General features: G+C 72.6%; 21 protein-coding genes. 12 read left to right on the top strand and 9 right to left on the bottom strand.

Annotation, left to right across the window (positions count from 1 at the left end; translation table 11 throughout):
• The first annotated feature begins 60 nt into the window (after positions 1-60).
• Positions 61-966: a GNAT family N-acetyltransferase gene (locus tag Cs7R123_RS37890; protein ID WP_244872397.1), complete on the top strand. Its 906-nt coding sequence runs from the start codon at positions 61-63 to the stop codon at positions 964-966.
• Here Cs7R123_RS37890 and Cs7R123_RS37885 read toward each other — a convergent pair.
• The gene (locus Cs7R123_RS37885) at positions 963-1418 is read right to left on the bottom strand and encodes a gamma-glutamylcyclotransferase family protein (RefSeq protein WP_212833823.1); all 456 of its coding nucleotides are present in this window, start codon (positions 1416-1418) and stop codon (positions 963-965) included. The genes Cs7R123_RS37890 and Cs7R123_RS37885 overlap by 4 nt on opposite strands.
• Positions 1419-1587: 169 nt before the next feature.
• On the opposite strand from Cs7R123_RS37885, the gene Cs7R123_RS37880 reads away from it, so the two are divergent.
• The 7 genes from Cs7R123_RS37880 to Cs7R123_RS37850 all read left to right on the top strand — a co-directional run bounded on the left by Cs7R123_RS37880 (position 1588) and on the right by Cs7R123_RS37850 (position 11017).
• The gene (locus tag Cs7R123_RS37880) at positions 1588-2991 is read left to right on the top strand and encodes an NAD(P)H-quinone dehydrogenase (protein ID WP_212833822.1); all 1404 of its coding nucleotides are present in this window, start codon (positions 1588-1590) and stop codon (positions 2989-2991) included.
• 207 nt (positions 2992-3198) lie between these two features.
• The gene (locus tag Cs7R123_RS37875) at positions 3199-4779 is read left to right on the top strand and encodes a circularly permuted type 2 ATP-grasp protein (protein WP_212833821.1); all 1581 of its coding nucleotides are present in this window, start codon (positions 3199-3201) and stop codon (positions 4777-4779) included.
• On the top strand, positions 4773-5726 hold the full coding sequence (locus tag Cs7R123_RS37870) for an alpha-E domain-containing protein (RefSeq protein WP_212833820.1): 954 nt from the start codon (positions 4773-4775) through the stop codon (positions 5724-5726). Before Cs7R123_RS37875 ends, Cs7R123_RS37870 begins: the two co-directional genes overlap by 7 nt.
• 29 nt (positions 5727-5755) lie before the next feature.
• Positions 5756-6619 carry a transglutaminase family protein gene (locus Cs7R123_RS37865; protein ID WP_244872396.1) on the top strand — a complete coding sequence of 288 codons (864 nt, stop codon included), beginning with the start codon at positions 5756-5758 and terminating at the stop codon, positions 6617-6619.
• Positions 6620-6693: 74 nt separating this feature from the next.
• Positions 6694-7740 (top strand): Fic family protein, encoded by a 1047-nt coding sequence (locus Cs7R123_RS37860; RefSeq protein WP_212833819.1) that lies wholly within the window; start codon positions 6694-6696, stop codon positions 7738-7740.
• A gap of 61 nt (positions 7741-7801) precedes the next feature.
• Positions 7802-9241: a GuaB1 family IMP dehydrogenase-related protein gene (locus Cs7R123_RS37855; protein WP_212833818.1), complete on the top strand. Its 1440-nt coding sequence runs from the start codon at positions 7802-7804 to the stop codon at positions 9239-9241.
• 39 nt (positions 9242-9280) lie between these two features.
• Entirely contained in the window at positions 9281-11017 is a 1737-nt protein-coding gene (locus Cs7R123_RS37850; protein ID WP_212833816.1) for an MOSC and FAD-binding oxidoreductase domain-containing protein, read from the top strand.
• A gap of 10 nt (positions 11018-11027) precedes the next feature.
• Here the strand turns inward: Cs7R123_RS37850 and Cs7R123_RS37845 are convergent, their stop codons facing one another.
• Entirely contained in the window at positions 11028-12773 is a 1746-nt protein-coding gene (locus tag Cs7R123_RS37845; RefSeq protein WP_212835032.1) for an acetyl/propionyl/methylcrotonyl-CoA carboxylase subunit alpha, read from the bottom strand.
• Between the two features lie 259 nt (positions 12774-13032).
• Here Cs7R123_RS37845 and Cs7R123_RS37840 point away from each other — a divergent pair, with 259 nt between their 5' ends.
• The 4 genes from Cs7R123_RS37840 to Cs7R123_RS37825 all read left to right on the top strand — a co-directional run bounded on the left by Cs7R123_RS37840 (position 13033) and on the right by Cs7R123_RS37825 (position 16717).
• Positions 13033-13638: a PadR family transcriptional regulator gene (locus tag Cs7R123_RS37840; protein WP_244872395.1), complete on the top strand. Its 606-nt coding sequence runs from the start codon at positions 13033-13035 to the stop codon at positions 13636-13638.
• Positions 13639-13707: 69 nt separating this feature from the next.
• Positions 13708-14661 (top strand): ATP-binding cassette domain-containing protein, encoded by a 954-nt coding sequence (locus tag Cs7R123_RS37835; protein WP_212835027.1) that lies wholly within the window; start codon positions 13708-13710, stop codon positions 14659-14661.
• A gap of 2 nt (positions 14662-14663) precedes the next feature.
• Positions 14664-15425, top strand: a complete 762-nt coding sequence (locus Cs7R123_RS37830) for an ABC transporter permease (protein ID WP_212833814.1) — start codon at positions 14664-14666, stop codon at positions 15423-15425.
• Between the two features lie 59 nt (positions 15426-15484).
• The gene (locus tag Cs7R123_RS37825) at positions 15485-16717 is read left to right on the top strand and encodes a sugar MFS transporter (protein WP_212833812.1); all 1233 of its coding nucleotides are present in this window, start codon (positions 15485-15487) and stop codon (positions 16715-16717) included.
• 367 nt (positions 16718-17084) lie between these two features.
• On the opposite strand, the gene Cs7R123_RS37820 is transcribed toward Cs7R123_RS37825, so the two are convergent.
• The 7 genes from Cs7R123_RS37820 to Cs7R123_RS37790 form a co-directional block, all read right to left on the bottom strand.
• Positions 17085-17744, bottom strand: a complete 660-nt coding sequence (locus Cs7R123_RS37820) for an O-methyltransferase (RefSeq protein ID WP_212833810.1) — start codon at positions 17742-17744, stop codon at positions 17085-17087.
• Between the two features lie 31 nt (positions 17745-17775).
• Positions 17776-18399: a nucleoside triphosphate pyrophosphatase gene (locus tag Cs7R123_RS37815; protein ID WP_212833809.1), complete on the bottom strand. Its 624-nt coding sequence runs from the start codon at positions 18397-18399 to the stop codon at positions 17776-17778.
• An 11-nt stretch (positions 18400-18410) separates the two neighbouring features.
• Positions 18411-19535, bottom strand: a complete 1125-nt coding sequence (locus Cs7R123_RS37810) for a S8 family serine peptidase (RefSeq protein WP_212833807.1) — start codon at positions 19533-19535, stop codon at positions 18411-18413.
• Complete coding sequence (locus tag Cs7R123_RS37805; RefSeq protein ID WP_212833805.1) at positions 19532-20743, bottom strand: hypothetical protein; 1212 nt, start codon at positions 20741-20743, stop codon at positions 19532-19534. Before Cs7R123_RS37805 ends, Cs7R123_RS37810 begins: the two co-directional genes overlap by 4 nt.
• Positions 20740-21318 (bottom strand): hypothetical protein, encoded by a 579-nt coding sequence (locus Cs7R123_RS37800; protein WP_212833803.1) that lies wholly within the window; start codon positions 21316-21318, stop codon positions 20740-20742. The genes Cs7R123_RS37805 and Cs7R123_RS37800 overlap by 4 nt, the downstream gene beginning before the upstream one ends.
• A 125-nt stretch (positions 21319-21443) precedes the next feature.
• On the bottom strand, positions 21444-21659 hold the full coding sequence (locus Cs7R123_RS37795; RefSeq protein ID WP_212833802.1) for an acyl-CoA carboxylase subunit epsilon: 216 nt from the start codon (positions 21657-21659) through the stop codon (positions 21444-21446).
• Positions 21656-22597 (bottom strand): NYN domain-containing protein, encoded by a 942-nt coding sequence (locus Cs7R123_RS37790; RefSeq protein ID WP_212833800.1) that lies wholly within the window; start codon positions 22595-22597, stop codon positions 21656-21658. The genes Cs7R123_RS37795 and Cs7R123_RS37790 overlap by 4 nt, the downstream gene beginning before the upstream one ends.
• Positions 22598-22643: the final 46 nt, after the last annotated feature.

The raw sequence follows: 22643 nt of genomic DNA, 5'->3' as shown, positions 1-22643 counted from the left end.
GGCTGGGCGGCCGCAGAAATGTGGTGGTGGTGTGTCGGGCGCGGGGGACAGGATGGCGGCGTGACTGACGAGCGACTGCCCGACGGCTGGGGGTTCCGGCCGGCGACCGCCGACGACGCGGCGGATCTGCTGGCTCTGGTGCACGCCAGCGACATGACGGCGATCGGGTTCGCCGACTTCACGCCCGAGGACGTCGCCGACGCCCTGACCGGGCCGTACGGCGAGGTCGCGCTCGCCCCGAACGGCGCGATCGCGGGCTGGGGCTACCTGGAGCCCGGCAGCGGCGAGCGCGAGTTCATCGAGGTGTACGTGCATCCCGAGGGCGGCCTGCCCGCCCAGCGCCCGCTACTGGCCCGCGCCGTGGCCGCCGCCCGGCAGCGGGGCGCGGCGACGGTGCGCTCGGCCTCGATCCCGTCCGAGCGGGAGTGGATCGACTCGCTCACCGCGGCCGGGTTCGGCTTCGTCAAGCAGTACGCCCGGATGCGGATCGACCTGCCCGCACCCGCCGCCGACCCGGTGCCCGGCGTGGTCGTGCGCCCGGTGGCCGAGGCCGACCTGCCGGAGTTCTTCGCCGTGTTCGACGCGGCGTTCCGCGACACCCCCGACCACCAGCCGGGCACCTACCAGCGCTGGCACGAGCGGTACGTCGACGGCCACCGGGTGCGCTGGGACGAGTGGTTCGTGGCCGAGGCCGACGGCCGGATCGCGGGCGTGCTCCAGTCCGCCGAGCAGGGCGAGGACGGCGACGAGGGCTGGGTGAAGCACCTGGCCGTACGGCGGGAGCACCGCAGGCGCGGCGTCGGCCGGGCGCTGCTGGCAGTGGCGTTCGCCCGCTACCTGGCCAACGGGCGCGCGCAGGCCGGGCTCGGCGTCGACCTGGCCAACCCGACCGAGGCGATCAGGCTGTACACCGGCGTCGGCATGGAGCCGGTGTACCGGGCGAACGTCTACGAGCGGGCGCTCTAGGGCCGGACCGTGCGGGTGGGGCGGGAACGCAGCGCGACGACGTAGTCGTCCGGGGCACCCGCCTTCTCCGCGGCGTTGGCGATCTCCGACAGGTACCAGGCGGTCGGCAGGCCGCCCTCGTAGCCGCGGAAGACGTACACCCACGCCAGCACTTCGCCGTCGAGGGTCGCCACGCGCACGTGCAGCTTGGCGTACGTGCCCGCGTTGGCGCCCTCGACCTCGTCGAGCGCGGCCTCGTCCCACGGATGCACGTCGTACAGCGCGACGAAGACCCGGTCGCCGGGTGATTCGACGATCGTGGTGACCGCGCCCTCCCAGCCGACGGTGTCCTCACCGGCGAAGGTGAGCCGCCAGTCCTCCAGCCAGCCGATGCCGACCATGGGGGAGTGCGGACAGTAGGCCCGCATGCGGGCCGGGTCCAGGTTCGAGCCGTACGCTGCGTAATGACGCACGGCGATGACGATAGCCGCCCGGAGCGCTTGCTGAGAATACGCCCGTGCGTGTCGAGCCCTCGGTATCTTTTCGACCACGCGCAGTGAGCGCTGTTCGTCGATGGTGGGCCCGCACACGGACGCCCCCATCCGCACCGTGACGCTTTCCCCGGTAGGGAAGAATGGCACCGTGAGCCGGATTGTGATCATCGGTGGCGGACCCGCCGGATACGAGGCGGCGCTGGTCGCCGCACAGCTCGACGCGGATGTCACCGTGGTGGAGGCCGACGGTGCCGGCGGCGCCTGCGTGCTGCACGACTGCGTCCCGTCGAAGACCTTCATCGCCAGTTCGGACGTGGTCACCGGTTACCGGGACACCGACGAGTTCGGCATCCACTCGGACGGCCTGGAGGCGATCACCGTCGACGCCCCGGCCGTCTACAGCCGGGTCAAGCGGCTGGCCCTGGCCCAGTCCGGCGACATCCAGGCCAAGCTGATCAAGGCTGGTGTCACCCTGATCCGCGGCACCGCCCGGCTCGGCGAGGACACCCTCGGCCACACCCACCGCGTCCGCGTCCGCCCGACCGACGGCGACTCCGAGTACTCCGTCGACGCGTCGACCGTGCTGATCGCCACCGGGGCCACCCCGCGCAGGCTGTCCAGCGCCGTGCCCGACGGCGAGCGCATCCTGACCTGGCGCCAGGTCTACGACCTGCCCCGGCTGCCCGAGCACCTGATCGTGGTCGGCTCCGGCGTCACCGGTGCCGAGTTCGCCTCGGCGTACCTGGCCATGGGCGTGCGGGTCACCCTGGTCTCCTCCCGTGACCGGGTCATGCCGCACGAGGACGCCGACGCCGCGATGGCGATCGAGCGCGTGTTCCGGAGCCGGGGCATGAACATCCTGAACAACTCCCGCGCCGACGAGGTCAAGCGGGTCGGCGACGGCGTCGAGGTCACCCTGGCCGACGGCCGGGTCGTCACCGGCTCGCACGCGCTGATGGCGGTCGGCTCCATCCCGAACACCGCCGACCTCGGCCTCACCGAGTACGGCGTCAACATCGCCCCCGGCGGTTACATCGCCGTCGACCGGGTGTCCCGGACCAACGTGCCCGGCGTCTACGCCGCGGGCGACTGCACCGGCGTGCTGCCGCTGGCCAGCGTCGCGGCGATGCAGGGCCGGATCGCGATGTGGCACGCGCTCGGCGAGGCGGTGGCGCCGCTGCGGCTGCGCACCGTCGCGGCGAACGTGTTCACCGACCCGGAGCTGGCCACCGTCGGCGTCTCGCAGGCCGACGTGGACAGCGGCAAGACCCCGGCCCGGCAGGTCATGCTGCCGCTGGCGGGCAACGCGCGCGCCAAGATGGCCGGGCTCGACGACGGGTTCATCAAGCTGTTCTGCCGCCCGGCCAGCGGGATCGTGGTCGGCGGGGTCGTGGTGTCGCCGCGCGCCAGCGAGCTGATCATGCCGCTGACCATGGCGGTGGAGAACCACATGACCGTGGACCAGCTCGCCCACACGATCACGATCTACCCGTCGCTGTCCGGCAGCATCGCCGAGGCCGCCCGCCAGCTCATGCTCCACGACGTGGAGTAACGCCACGACTTGATCGGTGCAGTTTCGGGGAAAGTGCTGGAATCTTGGGAGATTTGGCGGCACTTTCCCCGAAACTGCATGATCGCCAGCGCTGCGCGGCGGCCCGTGACGGCGGCGGGTGTCCATATCGAGGGGTGTGATACGGGACTCCGTCTCACTGCTCACATCGTTTACGTGGACGCAACGCGCCGCACGTAGCGTCGGGACATGGCGGACCTTTTCGAGGACTACCCGCTCGGTCCCGGCTGGGACGAGATGTTCGGCACGCCCGGCATGCCCCGGTCCACCTACGAGGCGCTGCACGCGACCCTGCGGCCGCTGGCCGGCGGCGAGCTGCGGCTGCGCGCCGACGTGCTGGCCCGGGCCTTCCTCGACCAGGGCATCACGTTCGCGCTCAAGGGCGTCGAGCGGCCGTTCCCGCTGGACATCGTGCCCCGCATCATCGCCGCCGAGCAGTGGCGCCAGGTGGAGACCGGGGTCGCGCAGCGGGTGCGGGCCCTGGAGGCGTTCCTCGCCGACGTGTACGGCGAAGGCCACGCCCTCGCCGACGGCATCGTGCCCCGCCGCATCATCGTGACCAGCGCCCACTTCCACCGCGAGGCGGCCGGGATCGTGCCGCCCAACGGGGTGCGGGTGCACGTGGCCGGGGTCGACCTGATCCGCGACGAGGCGGGCGAGTTCCGGGTGCTGGAGGACAACGTGCGCACCCCGTCCGGGGTGAGCTACGTGATGGAGAACCGGCGGGCCATGGCGCACGTGCTGCCCGAGGTGTTCACCGCGACGCGGGTGCGGCCGGTGGACTCGTACCCGGGGATGCTCCTGCAGGCGCTGCGGGCGGCCGCGCCGGCCGGGGTGGACGACCCGACCGTGGTCGTGCTGACCCCGGGCGTGCACAACTCGGCGTACTTCGAGCACGCGCTGCTGGCCCGGGAGATGGGCGTGGAGCTGGTCGAGGGCCGCGACCTGGTGTGCGCGGGCAACGAGGTGTCGATGCGCACCACCGCGGGCGAGCAGCGCGTCGACGTCATCTACCGCCGGATCGACGACGAGTTCCTGGACCCGGTGCACTTCCGGGCCGACTCGATGCTCGGCGTCGCGGGCCTGCTCAACGCCGCCCGCGCCGGGAAGGTGACCATCGCCAACGCGGTCGGCAACGGCGTCGCCGACGACAAGCTGCTCTACACGTACGTGCCGGACCTGATCCGGTACTACCTCGGTGAGGAGCCGCTCCTGCCGAACGTGGAGACGTACCGCCTCGACGACCCCGACGTGCGCACGTACGTGCTGTCGCGCATCGACGAGCTGGTCCTCAAGCCCGTGGACGGGTCGGGCGGGGCGGGCATCGTGATCGGCTCACAGGCCACCGCGGAGCAGCTGGAGCACGTACGGCAGCGGATCATGCTCGATCCGCGCGGCTGGATCGCCCAGCGCGAGGTCAAGCTGTCCATGGTGCCGACCCTGATCGAGGACCGGCTCCGGCCGCGCCACGTGGACCTGCGGCCGTTCGCGGTAAACGACGGGCGCCAGGTGCGGGTGCTGCCCGGCGGGCTGACCCGGGTGGCGCTGCCCGAGGGCGCGCTGGTGGTCAACTCCAGCCAGGGCGGCGGCTCCAAGGACACCTGGGTGCTGCCGGAGGCCGGCTCGACAGAGGAGATCTGGAGCGAACCGGAGACGGTCTCGGCCGTGCCCTCGCCGCGCCGCCCCGACCCCGGGCCGGGCCAGTCGGGCAACCAGCAGCAGCAACAGCAGCAGCAGGCACGATCCGCCGGGAGGGCCGCGGCATGCTGAGCCGGATCGCCGAGTCGCTGTACTGGATCGGACGCTACGTCGAGCGGGCCGAGGACACCGCGCGCATCCTCGACGTGCACCTGCACCGGATGCTCCAGGACCCGTGGACCGACGAGGAGCAGGCCTGCCGCTCGCTGCTGTCGGTGATGGGCCTGCCCGTTTCCGAGGACGGCGCCAGCCTGCCCGGCGTCGTCGAGCGCCTCGGCCTCGACCTCGGCAGCACCAGCTCGGTGCTGGGCGCCCTGGCCGCCGCCCGGGAGAACGCGCGCGGCGCCCGGGAGACCGTCAGCGCCGAGATGTGGGAGTGCCTCAACACCACCTGGCTCGGCCTGGCCCGGGCGCGCCGCCGCATCGAGGAGGGCGGCGTGCACGCGTTCTTCCAGTGGGTGCGCGAGCGCTGCTCGGTGCTGGCGGGCCTGGCCGACGCCACCATGAGCCGCGACGAGGGCTGGCTGTTCCTGGTCCTCGGCCGCAGCGTCGAACGGGTCGACATGACCGCGCGGCTGCTGTCCACGCACAGCCGGGCGGGCGGCAGCATCCCGAGCTGGCTGACGCTGCTGCGCTCCTGCGGGGCGTGGGAGACGTACCTGCGCACGTACCGGGGCTCGCTCAGCGACCGGCACGCCGCCGAGTTCCTGCTGCTGGACCGGCTGTTCCCGCGCTCGGTGCTGGCCGCGCTGGCCACCGCGGAGTCGTGCCTGGCCGAGCTGGAACCGGCCGGGGGCACCACCCGGTCCGGCCGGGTCGGCGTCGGCACCGACGCGCAGCGCATCCTCGGCCGCGCCCGCACCGACCTGGCCTACCGCTCCTCCGACGAGCTGCTGACCGACCTCGGCACCGTGCTGGCCCGGTTGGAACGCACCTGCTCACAGGTCAACGACGCCGTCTCGGCCCGCTACTTCCGGCAGACCGCGGCGGTGGCCTGGCAGGCCGGAGCGGTCGAGTGAGCCCCCTGGCGAACGAGAGAAGGACGCGCATGACGATGGCGCTGCCCGGCTGGCGGCTGCAGATCAGGCACCGCACCGGCTTCCAGTACGGCGGCCTCGTCGCCTCGTCCTACAACGAGGCCCGGATGACGCCGAGCAGCGAGCCGCGCCAGACGGTGCTCGACAGCCGGCTCACCGTGTGGCCGCCCGCGCGCACCGACCGCTACCAGGACTACTGGCACACCACGGTGACCTCGTTCGACGTGCAGGTGCCGCACGAGGTGCTGGAGGTCGTCGCCGACGCCGTCGTGGAGACGTCGGGTCCGGCCGCGATCCGCGCCGACGGCCCCCGCTGGGCCGAGCTGACCGAGCCGAAGACGGTCGACCGGTGGCAGGAGCTGCTGCTGCCGACCCCGCGTACGGCGCTGGACGAGGAGCTGACCGAGCTCGCCGCCGGGCTGCGCGCCGCGCACACCAGCCCCGACGAGGCGGCGCGGGCGGTGTGCGAGCTGGTCGGGCGGGAGGTGGCGTACGTGCCGGGCTCGACCGGGGTGCTGACCGACGCCGTCCACGTGTGGCGGCAGAAACAGGGCGTCTGCCAGGACATCTCGCACCTGTCGATCTCGCTGCTGCGGGCCATGGGCCTGCCCGCCCGCTACGTCTCCGGCTACCTGCACCCGACTCCGAACGCCCCGCTCGGGCAGGCCGTGACCGGCCAGAGCCACGCCTGGGTCGAGTGGTGGGCTGGGGAGTGGCACGCGTACGACCCGACCAACCGCGTCCCGGTCGGCGAGCGCCACGTCGTGGTCGGCCGCGGCCGCGACTACGGCGACGTCCCACCCCTCAAAGGCGTCTATGCGGGCCCGTCCAACACCGGCCAGACCGTCGAGGTGGTCCTCACCCGCGTCCGCTAATCCGCTAACGAATCCACTAAACTACATAATCGGCATGCGTTTTATGTAGTTTAACGGATTCATTGGGGGATCTCGTGCACGGTTTCTCCGCGCTTGACCGGATCATCGGCCAGGTCCCCGCCAGACTCGTCTCGTCGCTGCGCACGATCGACATCGGGCAGGGCTCGGAGGCTCTCTACCGTGATCAGCTTCCCGGCGTGCTGGCGACGCTCGCCCGCCGCGCCCGGGTCGCCAGCGTGACGGCCTCGTCGGAGATCGAGGGAGTCATCGTCCCGGACCAGATCCGGGCCGAGAACATCATCGAAGGGCGTACGGTCGTGCTGCGCACTCGCAGCGAACAGGAACTGGCCGGTTACCGCGACGCGCTCGACTACCTGTTCCAGCAGAACTGGCGGCCGCTGAACGTGGGCCTCCTGCTGCATCTGCACCGCCTTCTCTTCGGGCGCACCGCAGCCGACGGCGGCCGTTTCAAGCAGCACGACAACGTGGTGGTCGATCGGGCCCCCGACGGCAGCACGACCGTGCGATTCCGGCCGGTCGCCGCCGCGCGCACCGAGTTCTACGTGCACGAACTGGTCTCCCGCTTCCGCGCTGAGTGCGCGGCCGGAGTTCACCACCCGGTGCTGCTGATCGGGCTCTTCGTGCTGGACCTGACGATCATCCACCCGTTCGAGGACGGCAACGGCCGGGTCGCCCGAGTGATCACCAACGCGCTGCTCGCGGACGCCGGTTACGGCGTGGTCCGCTATGTCAGCCTCGAACAGCTCGTCGCCGACGCGGCCGACGAGTACTACCAGGCCCTCTTCGACTCGACCAAGGGCTGGCACGACAACGAGTTCGACCCCTGGCCCTGGCTCACCTACTTCGTCGCCACGCTCGCCCGCGCCTATGAGCAGTTCGCCCAGCGGGCGGCGGCCGACCGCAGCGTCGGAACCAAACAGGACCGCGTGCGCGAGTACGTCCAGCGGCACGCTCCGGCCGTCTTCCGGGTCGCCGACATCCGCAACGCGCTGCCGGGCGTGAGCGATCCGACCATCCGGCTGGTGCTCGACCAGCTGCGGACGGAGGGCGTGGTCATCGCCGACGGTGCCGGCCGTACCGCGTCGTGGCGACGTAGCTGATCAAGGTAGGTATATCGGCGTCGCCGCCGGGGCCGTGCGGTCGATGGGCGAAGATGGCGGTATGCGGTTCCTGTCCGGGGCTCAGCCCGTGTACGACCTGACGTACAACGACGTGTTCATGGCGCCGAGCCGGTCGGACGTCGGTTCCCGCCTCGACGTCGACCTGTCGACCAGCGACGGCACCGGCTGCACGATCCCGCTGGTGGTGGCCAACATGACCGCGATCGCGGGCCGACGTATGGCCGAGACGGTGGCGCGCCGGGGCGGCCTGGCCGTGATCCCGCAGGACATCCCGACCGCGGTGGTCGCCGACGTCATCGGCTGGGTCAAGCAGCGGCACCTGGTGCACGACACCGCGATCACGCTCGGGCCGTACGACACGGTCGGCGACGCGATCCACCTGCTGCCCAAGCGCGCGCACGGCGCCCTGATCGTGGTGGACACCGAGGGCAGGCCGCTGGGCCTGGTCACCGAGTCGGACCTGCAGGGCGTGGACCGGTTCTCGCAGCTGGGCGACGTGATGTCGACCGAGCTGCTGACCGTGCCGGCCACGGCGTCCCCGCGCCAGGCGTTCGACCTGCTCACCAGGGGGCGGCGCAAGGTGGCGCCGGTGGTCGACCACGACGGGCGGCTGGCCGGGATCCTGACCCGGCAGGGCGCGCTGCGGGCGACGCTGTACCGGCCCGCGCTGGACGAGAAGGGGCAGCTGCGGGTGGCCGCGGCGATCGGCATCAACGGCGACTACGTCGGCAAGGCGGCGGAGCTGCTGGAGGCGGGCGTGGACGTGCTGGTGGTGGACACCGCGCACGGGCACCAGGAACGCATGATCAACGCGCTGCGCGCGGTGCGCGGGCTGGATCCGCAGGTCCCGGTCGTGGCGGGCAACGTCGTGACCGCCGAGGGGGTACGGGACCTCATCGACGCGGGCGCCGACATCGTCAAGGTGGGGGTTGGCCCCGGCGCGATGTGCACCACGCGGATGATGACCGGCGTCGGGCGGCCGCAGTTCTCGGCGGTGCTGGAGTGCGCCGGGGCGGCCCGGGAGCTGGGCCGGCACGTGTGGGCCGACGGCGGCGTACGCCATCCGCGCGACGTGGCGCTGGCGCTGGCCGCCGGGGCGGCGAACGTGATGATCGGTTCGTGGCTGGCGGGGACGTACGAGTCGCCCGGCGACCTCTACACCGACCCGGACGGGCGCCGCTACAAGGAGAACTTCGGGATGGCCTCGGCGCGGGCCGTGCGGGTGCGCACCGCCGACGACTCCGCGTTCGACCGCGCCCGCAAGGCGGTCTTCGAGGAGGGCATCTCGACGGCGAAGATGTACCTCGACCCGGCCCGGCCGGGCGTGGAGGACGTCATCGACGAGATCGTCGCCGGGGTGCGCAGCGCGTGCACGTACGCGGGCGCGAACACCCTCGACGAGCTGCACGAACGGGCCCTGGTGGGGGTCCAGTCCGCCGCGGGCTACACCGAGGGCATGCCGCTGCCGACGTCCTGGTAACCGGCCTGGCGGCCCGCCGTTTCGCGTAGATTCGTACGGGTGGCCACCCTGCTGTCGGTCAACGTGGGCCTGCCGAAGGACGTCGCCTGGCGCGGCCGCACCGTGCACACCGGGGTGTGGAAGCAGCCTGTGGACGGCCCCGTCATGCTGCGGCGGCTCAACCTCGACGGTGACGGCCAGGGCGATCTGGGCGGGCACGGCGGCGAGCAGCGGGCGGTGCTGGTGTACCAGCTCGACTCGTACCGCCACTGGCAGCAGGAGCTGGGCCGCGACGACCTGACCCCGGGCATCTTCGGCGAGAACCTCACCGTGGACGGGCTGCCCGACGACGAGGTCTGCATCGGCGACCGCTACCGGATCGGCGGGGCCGTGGTGGAGGTGACCCAGCCGCGCGTGACCTGCTACCGGGTGGGGATGCGGATGAACGAGCCGCGGATGGCGGCGCTGCTGGTCGCGCACCGGCGGCCCGGCTTCTACCTGCGGGTGCTCACCGAGGGCCTGGTCCGGGCCGGGGACGAGATCGTCAAGCTGTCGACCGGCCCCGAGGCGATGACGGTGGCCGAGATCGACGCGCTGCTGTACCTGCCCGGACACTCCCGCGCCGGTGCCGAGCGGGCGCTGCGGATCCCGGCGCTGAGCCCGGGATGGCAGGCGTCCATGCGGGAACTGCTCGCCCAGCCGGACGGGCAGGGCAATCCGGGACTGGCCGCCGTCGGGGTGCCGCCCGCGTGGCCCGGATTCCGCGCGCTGACCGTCACCGCGGTCGACGCCGAGACCCGGGATGTGCTGTCGCTGCACCTGGCGGCCGCCGACGGCGCCCCGCTGCCGGCCCCGCTGCCGGGCCAGTTCCTGACCCTGCGGCTGCCCGCGCCGGGCGGGCCGCTGATCCGCAGCTACTCCCTGTCCGGGCCGCCCGGGGACGGGTCGTACCGCATCAGCGTGAAGGTGGAGCCGCACGGGGCGGCCGGGGCGTATCTGCGCGCCAGCGTCCGGCCCGGCACGGCCGTCGAGGTGGCCGCGCCACGGGGCACGTTCACGCTGGATTCGGGCGACGGGCCGGTGCTGCTGCTGTCGGCGGGGATCGGCGCGACGCCGGTGATGGCGATGCTGCACGCCCTGGCGGGCGAGGAGGCCACCCGCGAGGTGTGGTGGGTGCACTGCGCCCGGGACCGGGCCGAGCACGCGTTCGCGGCGGAGAGCCGGGCCCTGCTGGCCCGGCTGCCCCGCGCGCACGCCCACGTCTGCTACAGCCGCCCCGGACCCGACGACGTCGCGGGCCGCGACTACACCACCCCGGGCCGCCTGACCGTCGAGGTGCTGCGCGGGCTGCGGCTGCCCCCGCAGACCACCGCCTACCTGTGCGGACCGGCGGTCTTCACCCAGCAGGCCACCGCCGAGCTGCGGGAACTCGGGGTGTCGGCCGTCCGCAGCGAGCTGTTCGGCGCCGAGGCCGGCATCACCCCGGGAATCGCCGCCGCGCCTGCCGGGCCGCCGCACCCGCCCGAGGGCGAGCCCGGCCTCGGCCCGGCGGTGGCGTTCGCCCGCAGCGGGCTGACCGTGCCGTGGAGCCCGGCCTACGGCAGCCTGCTGGAGTTCGCCGAGGCGTGCGACGTGCCGGTCCGCTGGTCGTGCCGGACCGGCGTGTGCCACACGTGCGAGAGCGGGCTGCTGTCCGGGCAGGTGGCGTACGACCCCGAGCCGGTCGACGCCCCCGCCGACGGCGACGTGCTGATCTGTAGCGCTCAGCCGCGGACCGACGTCACCCTGGACCTCTGACCGCGCCGGGTTACTTGATCTCGCACAGCGTGGTGCCCGACTGGACGACCTCGCCGACCGAGGCGGCCAGGCCGGTGATGACGCCCGCCTTGTGCGCGGTGAGCGGCTGCTCCATCTTCATGGCCTCCAGGACCACGACGGTGTCGCCCTCGGCCACGGTGTCGCCGTCGGCGACGGCCAGCTTGACGATGGTGCCCTGCATCGGGGCGGTCAGCGCGTCCCCGCTGGCGGCGACGTTGGCGCCGCGCTTGCCGGCCGCACGCTTGGCGGGGCGGTTCGCGGCGGCCGCGGCGGCGGCCGTACCCCCGAACGAGGCGGGCAGCGACACCTCCAGGCGCTTGCCGCCGACCTCGACCACCACGGTCTGGCGGCCGCCCTCGTCGCCCTCGGCGGCGGCGCCCCCGGTGAAGGCGGGCACGGTGTTGTCCCACTCGGTCTCGATCCACCGGGTGTGCACGGTGAAGTCGGCGAAGGCGGGGTCGCGCACGATGGCGCGGTGGAAGGGCAGGGCGGTGGCCATACCCTCGACGATCATCTCGTCCAGGGCGCGGCGGGCGCGCTCCAGCGCCTCGGTGCGGGTCTCGCCGGTGATGATCACCTTGGCGAGCAGCGAGTCGAAGTTGCCGCTGATGACGCTGCCGGTGTCGAACCCGGTGTCCACGCGTACGCCCGGACCGGCCGGCAGGTGCAGTTTCGTGATCGAGCCGGGGGCGGGCAGGAAGTTGCGCCCCGGGTCCTCGCCGTTGATCCGGAACTCGATCGAGTGGCCGCGCGGCGCCGGGTCGGCGTCGAAGCGCAGCTTCTCCCCGGCGGCGATGCGGAACTGCTCGCGGACCAGGTCGATGCCGGAGGTCTCCTCGGTGACCGGGTGCTCGACCTGAAGACGGGTGTTCACCTCCAGGAACGAGATGGTCCCGTCGGTGCCGACCAGGTATTCGACCGTGCCCGCGCCGTGGTAGCCCGCCTCGCGGCAGATCGCCTTGGCCGAGTCGTGGATCGCGGCGCGCTGGGCGTCGGTGAGGAACGGCGCGGGCGCCTCCTCGACCAGCTTCTGGTGGCGGCGTTGCAGCGAGCAGTCGCGGGTGCCCACCACGATCACGTTGCCGTGCTGGTCGGCCAGCACCTGCGCCTCGACGTGGCGCGGCTTGTCGAGGTATCGCTCGACGAAGCACTCGCCCCGGCCGAACGCGGCCACCGCCTCGCGCGTGGCCGAGTCGAACAGGTCGGGGATCTCCTCCAGGGTGCGGGCGACCTTGAGGCCGCGCCCGCCGCCGCCGAAAGCGGCCTTGATGGCGACCGGCAGGCCGTTCTCGCGCGCGAACGCGACGATCTCGTCGGCGCCCTTGACCGGCTCGGGGGTGCCGGGCACCAGCGGCGCCCCGGCGCGCTGGGCGATGTGCCGCGCGGTCACCTTGTCACCGAGGTCGCGGATGGCCTGCGGGGTGGGCCCGACCCAGGTCAGCCCGGCGTCGAGGACGGCCTGGGCGAAGTCGGCGTTCTCGGAGAGGAAGCCGTAGCCGGGGTGGACGGCGTCGGCGCCGGAGCGCTTCGCCGCGTCGATGAGCTTGTCGATGCGCAGGTAGGTGTCGGCGCTGGTCTCGCCGCCCAGGGCGTACGCCTCGTCGGCGATGGTGACGTGCAGCGCGTCGCGGTCGCCGTCGGCGTAGACGGCGACGCTGGTCAGGCCCGCGTCGCGGCAGGCACGTGCCACGCGTACGGCGATCTCGCCTCGGTTGGCGATCAACACTTTGGACAGCATCGTCATCATCGTCCTCCCCGACGGGCCTGCGCGGAGTCTATCGGCGCAGTTGATCATTAACGACCGCTCAGGCGCGATGTGACCAGTCTCATGAACGAACGTTCACCAGAGCTCCGCGATCCGCGCTGTGGTGTGTGCAGTTTCGGGGAAAGTGCAGGAATCTCGGCCTTCTTTCGTGCGGTTTCCCCGAAACTGCACGAACGTGTGCGCCGCCCCGGCAGGGGTCGGCCGGGCGCCGGGTCGCACACTTGCTGGCGTGTCGACGACGCGGATGATGATCCTGGGTGTGGTCCGGCTGCTCCAGCCCGTGCACGGGTACGACGTACGCCGGGAGCTGCTGAGCTGGCATGCCGACCGGTGGGCCAACGTGCAGCCGGGTTCGGTCTACCACGCCCTGAAGAAGCTCGCCGACGAGGGCGCGCTGCGCGAGGTCGGCAGCGAGCAGGTGGGCAGCCGCCCCGCGCGCACCCGGTACGAGGTCACCGAGAAGGGGACCGAGCAGTTCCGCGACCTGCTGACGACGTACCTGTGGGGGCAGCAGGGCGGGGAGGACCCGTTCCTGGCGGCGTTCTCGCTGATGACGGAGCTGCCCCGGGAGGAGGTCGCGGCGGCGCTGCGCAACCGGGCGCGGCAGCTGCGGGCCGACAACGAGGGCAACCGGGCCGCCCTGGACGCGGGCTGGGCGGTGCCGGACAACAAGCCCACGCACGTGCGCTGGATGCTGGAGCTGGGCATCGCGCGGGCCGAGGGCGAGATCTCGTGGTGCGAGCGCGTGGCCGCCGAGATCGAGTCGGGTACGCCGTACTACACCCCGGAACTGCTGGCCCGCTGGCAGGGAAATCCCAACCTCGCAACCGATTAATCAAACTTGACTAGTGTCAGACCCCGGTCCTACGCTCCACGGGTTCCCCCGACTCTGGAGCTACAAATGATCATCGAGACCTCCGGGCTGCGGAAATCGTTCCGTTCCCGTGCCGGTCGCGACGTCAAGACCGTGGAAGCGGTCCGCGGCGTCGACCTGAGCGTCGCCGAGGGCGAGATCTTCGGCTTCCTCGGCCCCAACGGCGCCGGCAAGACCACCACCCTGCGCATGCTCGCCACGCTGCTCGAACCCGACGGCGGCAGCGCCGTCATCGCCGGTGCCGACCTGCGCAAGAACCCGGGCGAGGTGCGCCGCCGCATCGGCTACGTCGCCCAGGGCGGCAGCACCTGGGACGACTCCACCGGCCGCGAGGAGCTCGTGCTCCACGCCCGGATGTACGGCATCAGCAAGGCCGAGGCCCAGCGCCGCGCCGCCGACGCCCTGCAGACCTTCGAGCTCGCCGAGTACGCCGACCGCAAGTGCAAGACGTACTCCGGCGGCCAGCGGCGCCGCGTCGACATCGCGCTCGGCATCATCCACCAGCCCAAGGTCGTCTTCCTGGACGAGCCCACCACCGGCCTGGACCCGCAGTCGCGCGCCCACATGTGGGGCGAGGTGCGCAAGCTCCGGGAGATGGGCATGACCGTCTTCCTCACCACGCACTACCTGGACGAGGCCGACGCGCTCTGCGACCGGCTGTCGATCATGGACCACGGCCAGATCGTGGCCGAGGGCACGCCCGCCGACCTCAAGCAGGAGGTGCTCGGCGACGTCGTCTCCGTGCAGCTCCAGCGCGACGTGGCCCAGGCCGCCGACCTGTTCGGCAACGCCGACTACGTGCGCAAGCTGGAGACCACCGAGCAGTCGCTGCGGCTGTACGTCGAGGACGGCGCCAGCGTCATCCCGCACGTGCTGCGCACCCTCGACGCCGAGAAGATCGCCATCGACGGCATCGAGCTGCACCGCCCCAGCCTCGACGACGTGTTCCTGGCCAAGACCGGCCGCAGCCTCAGGGAGAGCTGATCATGAAATTCCTCCGTGACACCTGGCTGGTGTTCCAGCGGCAGATGCTGCTCCTGCTGCGCAACCCGGTGTGGGTCATCGTCGGCATCACCCAGCCGCTGTTCTACCTGTTCCTGTTCGCGCCGCTGATGAGCAAGGCGCTGGGCCAGGGCCGGCCGCTCAGCCAGGGCGCGACCTACCAGCTGTTCGTGCCGGGCATGCTGGTCATGGTCGCGCTGTTCAGCGCCTTCTCCGGCTTCGGCATCATCGCCGAGCTGCGCGCGGGCGTCATCGAGCGCAACCGGGTCACCCCGGTCAGCCGGGTCGCGCTGCTGCTGGGCCGCTCGCTGCGCGACGTGGTGCAGCTGATGTTCCAGGCCGTGCTGGTGACGCTGCTGTCGTACCCGTTCGGGCTGCGCATCGGCGTCGGCGACGCGGTGCTGGCGTTCCTGCTGGTGGGCCTGATGGCGCTGCTGCTGTCCTCGCTCGGGTACGCGCTGGGCCTGGCGCTGAAGAGCGAGGACGCGATGGCGCCCCTGCTCAACACGCTGATCCAGCCGATCATGCTGCTGTCGGGCATCCTGCTGCCGATCGCGCTCGGCCCGCCGTGGCTCCAGCGCGTGGCCGACTTCAACCCGTTCAGCTGGGCCGTGACCGGCGTGCGCGCGCTGTTCGCGGGCAACCCGGGCGACGACTCGGTGTGGCAGGCGCTGGCCATCCTCAGCCCGCTGACCGTCATCGCGCTGATCGTCTCGTCGCGGACCTTCGCCAAGTCTGTCCGCTGAGGCGTTAGCTCGGTTACACCTGGCAGCCGGGGCACCTGTAAGGAGCGTAGCTTCATACGGTGCCCCGGCTTCATCGCGACCTCGCCACCTGGCTGATCTACCTGCAACTCGGCCTCTGGGGCTACTTCAACTACGGGTTCGGGCCGATCATGCCGCTGCTGCGTGACGAGCAGGGCACCAGTGCCGCGGCGGCCAGCCTGCACAGCACCGCCATCGCGGCCGGGGCGGTCCTCGGCGGCGTCCTCTACCCGGTCCTTTCCCGCCGGTACGGCCGCGCCGCCGTCCTCTGGGGCGGCCAGGCCGTCATCGCGCTCGGCGTGCTCGCCTTCGTCACCCTGCCCCCGCTGTACCCGGTCACCCTGGGGCTGACCGCGCTCATCGCCGTCGCCGGGATCACCATGATCGGCGGCATCGTGGCGGCCCTGTCCGACCGGCACGGTCCCGCCGGGCCCTCCGCGATCAGCGAGGCCAACGCCGTCGCCTGCGCCGCCGGGCTGCTCGCCCCACTGGCCATCGGCGCCACCATGCGCGCCGGGCTCGGCTGGCGCACCGGGTTCGGGCTGCTCGTCGGCCTGATCGCCCTGCTGGCCCTCGTCGCGTACGCCCGCCGCATCCGCGTCGCCGGCGACCCCGTCGCCGCGGCGGCCGAGGCCGCCACCGCCCCGCGCCGCCCGCTGCCCGCCGGATACTGGCTGGCCTGGGCCATGATGACGGTCACCGGCGCGGTCGAAGTGGTGCTGTCGATGTGGGCCGCCTCGGTGCTGCGCGACCGGGCCGGGCTGTCGCCCGGCGCGGCCACCGCCGTGATGTCGGCCGTGGTCGGCGGCATGTTCATCGGGCGGCTGTTCGGGGCGCGGATCGCGCTGCGGGTGCGGTCGATCCCGCTGTACCTGTGCGCGCTGGCGCTGAGCCTGGCCGGGTTCGCCGCGTTCTGGAGCGCCACCGGCCCGGCGCTGGCCGTGACCGGGCTCGCGGTGCTCGGGCTCGGCAACGCGATGCACTATCCGCTGGCGATCTCGCTGGCGCTGGGGGCCGCGGCGGGGCAGGCGGACCGGGCCGCGGGGGTGGCGTCGTACTCGATGGCGGTCAGCTTCGGCGCCGGGCCGCTCGCGCTCGGCCTGGTCGCCGACCAGGTCGGCCCGCACACCGCCTTCCTGCTGATCCCCCTGCTCCTGGCCGCCGCCGCCGCCCTGGCCCTCCGCTTCGCCACCACCACCACACCGGCACCGACACCGACACCGGCACCGGCACCGGCACCGGCACCGGCACCGGCACCGGTCCCTGCCGGTTGATCATGAACTTATGGCCGGGTTCGACGGTGTGTCGCCACCCCGCCACCGTGATCAACGTCCGGTAGCGGGTGGTGATCGCGAATCGTGGACGCTGGGTGTCGCTATGACAGCACCTGGCGTCCACGATTTCGGATCTCCAGCCGTCGGCCTGCTGCCGCCGCGATCGCGGCCGACGCGGGGCCTCGGCGATGATCAGTGCAGTTTCGGGGAAAGTGTGCGAAAGAAGCTCAAGATTCCAGCACTTTCCCCGAAACTGCGCTGATCATGAGCGGCGCGGCGCGGCGCGGCGCGGGCGTGGCGCGGGGCGGGGCGGGCGTGGCGCGGGGCGGGGCGGGCGTGGCGCGGCAGGGTGGTGTGGGCGGGTGGGTCAGCGGATGCGGGCGAGCGTCACGCCGTCGGAGAAGGGGAGCATGACGGGCTCCACGCGGGGGTCGGCGGCGACGGCCGCGTTGAAGGCGACGATCGCCTCGGTCTCCTCGTCGTCGGGTTCGGGGTGCAGCACCCGCCCGGACCACAGCGTGTTGTCGGCGATGATCAGCCCGCCGGAGCGCATCCGGGGCACCAGCAGCTCCCAGTACGTCCGGTAGCTCTCCTTGTCGGCGTCGATGAACGCGAGGTCGAGGTACGGCTGCTCGGGCAGCCGCGCCAGCCCCTCGGCGGCCGGGCCGAGCCGCAGCTCGATGCGGTCGGCCAGCCCGGCCCGCGCCCAGTACCGCCGCGCGATCGAGGTGTACTCCTCGGAGACGTCGAAGCAGGTCAGCCGCCCGTCTTCGGCCATGCCGCGGGCGATCGCCAGCGACGACATCCCGGTGAACGTGCCGACCTCGACCGCCTGGCGCACCCCGGTGAGCTTGGTGAGCATGGTCAGGAACGCGGCGTACTCGGGCTCGATCTGCATGCCCGCGGCCGACCCGGTCGCCTCCTCGGTCTCCGCCCGCAGCGCCAGTTGCAGCTCGTCGAGCGGGGTGCCGTGCCTGACGACGTAGTCGTGCAGCTCCTCGGTGACCGTGATGAAGTTCCGGCTCATGCCTGCGAGCCTATGCCCGTGGCGGTGTGGTTCAGCGGCCCCGCCAGAACTGGGTGATCTCGTAGCCCAGCTCGGCCAGCATGCGGCGCAGCAGCGGCAGCGACAGGCCGATCACGTTCGTGTGGTCGCCCTCCAGGCGCTCCACGAACGCGCTGCCCAGCCCGTCGATGGTGAAGGAGCCGGCGACCCACAGCGGCTCGCCGGAGGCGACGTACGCCTCGATCTCGGCGTCGCTGATGTCGGCGAAGTGCACCACGGTGGCGGCGTCGCCCTGCACCGCCCGGCCGTCGGCCAGGTCGATCAGGCAGTGGCCGGTGTGCAGCACGCCGCTGCGGCCGCGCATCGCCTGCCAGCGCTCGGCCGCCTCCTCGGGGCCGTCGGGCTTGCCGAGGATCTGCCCGTCGAAGGCGAGCACGGAGTCGCAGCCGAGCACCACGGCGTGCGGGTGCGGGTGCGCGTTGTGGCGCAGCCGCTCGGCCACGGCGTGGGCCTTCATCCGGGCCAGCACGCCGCTGAGCGCCTCGGCGGTGGTGGCTTCCACCGCTTCCTCGTCGACGCCGCTGACGATGATCTCGACGTCGATCCCGGCGGCCGCGAGCAGGTTGCGGCGCGCCGGGCTGGCCGAGGCGAGCACGAAGTTCGGACGAGTCGACATGGACCGCAACGCTACCTGCGCACTGTTCGGGCGATGACGACGGCCACGCCGCCGAGGACGATGAGCGCCCCGACCACCAGGGCGATCACGCCCAGCCGCAGGCCGCCGCCGTCGCTGGTGTCGGGGAGTTCACTGGCCCCGAAGGTGGCGACCGAGCCGTCGGTCGGCGCGGCGCTGGGGGACGCGGCCGGGGCGGTGAGCGCGGCGACCGGGTCGACCACGCCGAACCCGTAGTCGCGGTCCTGGCCCTTCGGGCCCTTGTCCACCGCGGTACGGGTCAGCCGCTCCAGCACCTCGTCGCCGGTCAGCGTCGGGTACTTGGACCAGACCAGTGCCGCCACGCCTGCGGCGATCGCGGTGGCGGGGCTGGTGCCGCTGCCGCGCCGGTACTGCGTACCGGCGGACTTGTTGATTTTGCTGGCGCTGGTGATGTCGGCGCCGGGAGCGCTGAGCACCAGCTCCGGGCCGCTCACCGACGAGGTCATGTGTGCGCCGTTGCGGTCGACCGCGCCCACCGCGACGGCGCCGGGGTAGCGGGCCGGGGCGGTGACCACGAAGTCCTCGGGGGCGTTGCCGCTGGCCGCGAAGACCAGGCAGCCCGCGGCACGGGCCCGCGCCACCGCGTCGATGAGGTCGTCGGGCACCGCGGAGAACGCCGACACCGAGATCGAGATGATCTTTATCTTGCGGGTCACGGCCTCGTCGATGCCCTTGACGATGGCGTCGCCGTTGCCCATGCCGGCGCTGTTGGCCATCCGGATCGGGAAGATCTTCGCCTTGGGGGCGACGCCGAGCACGCCCGCACCGCTGCCGTGGCCGTGCGCGGCGATCAGCCCGGCCATGCCGGTGCCGTGCCCGTCCAGGTCGCCCCAGCCGTTGCCGCCGCCGCCGGGCACCACGTCGACGCCGGGCAGCACGTTGCCGTCCAGGTCCGGGTGGTGCGCCTCGACGCCGGAGTCGATCACCGCGACGGTGACGCCCTCGCCCTGGCTGATCGCGTGCGCCTTGGCCAGGTCGAGGTAGCCCAGGAACCACTGGTCGTCGCGGAAGCGGTCGGCGTGCGCGGGAACCGCGCCCACCGCGATGGTGGCGGCGGCGGTGACCAGCACCGCCGCCGCGCGCAGAGCTCGCCTCACCGGTACATGCCGATCGCCGGACCGGGGTCGACCGGGCCGGGCGCCTCCGGTGCGTCCAGCACCGGCGCCACGCCCTGGGCCACGCTCCACAGGGTGTCCGGATCCTCGTGGTCCTCGCCCTCGCCATCACGGCGCTGGCCGGGACGTCCCGGCGCGCCGCCCAGGGGGCCGCCGAGCCCGGCCGTGCCGCGCGCCCCGGCGGCACCGCGCCCGGCCGCGCCGGGTGCACCGCCGCCGATCATGCCGCCGACCGGGTTCGGCCGCGCGCCGCCGGCGCGGGCCGCGCCCGCCGCCGGAGCGCCGCCGATCACGCCGCCGGGCATGCCCGCGCCGCGGGCCAGCGGCGTGCCGACGCCGCCGATCACCGGCGGGCGGGCTCCGGCGGGCAGGCCGGTCATCGGCGGTGCGCCGATGACGCCGGGCGGCAGGCCGGGGTTGCCGGTCGCCGGGGGCAGCGTCGGGTTGGTGGTGGGGGTGCCGCCGACCGGCACCGTCGTGGTGGGCGGCGTCGGGTTCAGGCCGGACAGGTCGGGCCCGCCGGGCATCGGCACCGGGGTCGGCGTGAAGCTCGACGGGGGAACCGCCGGCGGGATCGGCATGATCGGCGGGATCATCGGCGGCACGATCGCCGGCGGCGTGCCGTAGTCGCCGCCGTGGTCGAGCACGGTGCCCCGGCCCGGCGGCACGTACGGCGCGGGCTTGACCATGTTGTACGGCGCCATGACCAGCGACGAGCCGAGGTCGGCCATGATCCGGCGCGCCTCGGCCAGCTTCTTGGCCAGGTACTGGTCGACGGTGCCCTCGCCGCTGGGCAGGTCCGACGGCCGCGTCGGGTTCGGGCCGGACGCCGGGAGGTACTTCATGTACGCGTCGTAGATCGGCTTGAGCTTGCGCTTGGCCTCGTCGATCGAGATCGGCATGTCATGGGCGTACGCGTAGTTGCCGCCGGTCACCTGGCCGACGTTCTCCACCGACGCGATGAGCTCGTCGAGCCGGGTCAGGAACGCCTTGGCCGCCTCGCTGCCCTCGGGCCGCCAGATCCCGGCCAGCTTCTCCCGGTAGACCTTGAGCCGGTCGCGGTGCAGCCCGGCGAGCTCGCTCGCCTTCTTCCAGCCGTCAGCCTGCTCGTAGTGCGGGCTGAGCTGCCGCCCGTTGACCCAGTCCCACATGGTCTGCATCGGGACGGCGTTCCAGTCGGTCCCCGTCATCGGTAGTCACCGCCATTGTCGGAAGTGGTCGCGCCGTCGGTCGGGTTCACGGCCGGGATGGTGGAAGCACCCGGGGTGCCCGCGGGCTGACCCGTGCCGGGCTGCGTGGCCGGCTGCCCGTTCTGGCCGGGCGGGGCCGCGTTCGGGTCGGCGGCCAGCACCCGGTTGACGTCGGAGGTGCGGGTCGCGGTGAGCGCGTCGGTCTTGCCGTACTGCTTGATGATCTCGCGGGTCGCCTTGACCAGGTTGAGCACCGCCTCGTCGTGGCGGGCCAGCGCGTCGGCGGCCTGCACGAGCATGTCGCGGTGGCCCTGCATGCCGGCGCACAGCTCCTGGAACCGCTTGTCCGGGCTCTGCGTCACCGTGGCCATCTGCTCGAACACCACCTGCGCGTGCGGGCGGTAGTCGAGCATGTGCTCCTTCTCCAGCACGTCGGCGAAGAGCTTCAGATCCCCCAGCTCGACGGCGAGCTTGCCCTCGTCGTACCCGGTGAAGCTGCTGGCCTTGGTATATCCGCTGGCGCGGCCGTAGTCACGCAGCCAGGCGGGTCCCTTGTCCTCTTCGGGCAGTCCCATGGCGCTTGTTACCTCCCCCATTGGCGAGTCGGTGGCGTGCCGCCGGCGGCCGACGAGTCGAGGCCATGGGTGCCCACCGATTCCAGCGCTAGCAGACTACCGAAATCGGGCAAGGATGCACACCGTCAGGCGGGCAACCCCGAACGCCGCCACGCGCCCGCGCCGGGCCTGGTCGCACCGGGCCTGGTCACGCCGGGCAGGCCGCTGCGCCACCAGTCCGACGCCGCGTCCGGTGTGGCCGGTGCCACGCCGGGCCGCGCCGACAGCACCGCGACCAGCGCGGCCAGTTCCTCGGCCGTCGGGACGCCGCGTTCGATCCGGATCGGACCCTGCTCGCTCATCTCTGTTCTCCCTCCCCGTGGGGCCGGCTCATGCCGAACTCCCGATACACCCGCGACCAGAAGCCGTCGCGGACCCACAACCGGGCCTTCTCGTACTGCCGCAGCGAGATGCCCAGCTCCTTCTCCGCCTCGACCAGCAGCTCCTTGTCGATGACGGTCGGCAGTTTCGGCCCCGGCAACAGGTCGCCGATGTTGTCACGGCCCCGCGCCAGAATCCACTTCTGCGCGACGAACTCACCGACGTCGATGATGTCGACGCGCTCGGGCAGCGCCGGGCCGATCGGCCGGGACGGTGCGGGCCGCGGCTCGGGGGCCACCGACACCTGCGACACCGGCAGCGCGATCGCCGGGCGGCCCGAGAAGACCTCGGCCGGGGTGGGCGTACGGATGCGGCCGGTCGCCGTGAAGTACGGCCGGACCGTGTCGGCGTCCAGCGTGAACACCGTGTCGCTCTCCCAGAGCAGGCGTTCGGCCTGGTTGGTGCCGTAGGGCGGCTCGACGCCCCACAGGTGCACGCGCACCCCGTAGCTCTGCGCCGCCTCGATCGCCGACAGCATGTCCTCGTCCCCGGCGACCAGCACCGCGTCGGTGATCGCCTTGTGCCGGGCCAGGGTCTCCAGGTCGCTGCGGATCTGGGCGTCCACGCCCTTCTGCTGCCCGCGCATGTTGAGGTTGCCCAGGCGCAGCTTGACCTGCGCCATCTGCGCGATGACGCGCTGGTCGATGGTGGGCACCCGGTCCCGGGCCGCGTCGAACCAGTACACCCGCAGCAGGTCCTCGCCGAGCCGCTGGGCCGCGAGCTGCATGAGTGCGTGAATGAGCGGCTCGGCGTCCACTTTGAACTCCGAGCGGTTCGGGGTGCCCAGCACCAGCTCGCCCGAGGCCGCGTACAGGTAGCCCACGTCGACCAGCACGGTGTGGCGTCGTGGCAGGTTCATCCCGCCATCGTTCCACACCGGACGGTCGACGTGAACGTTGTGCCAC

The organism is Catellatospora sp. TT07R-123 (assembly GCF_018327705.1).
In the GTDB taxonomy this organism is placed as follows: domain Bacteria; phylum Actinomycetota; class Actinomycetes; order Mycobacteriales; family Micromonosporaceae; genus Catellatospora.
The sequence above is the reverse complement of the archived record's forward strand: the minus strand, read 5'-3'. Positions and strand labels throughout refer to the sequence as shown.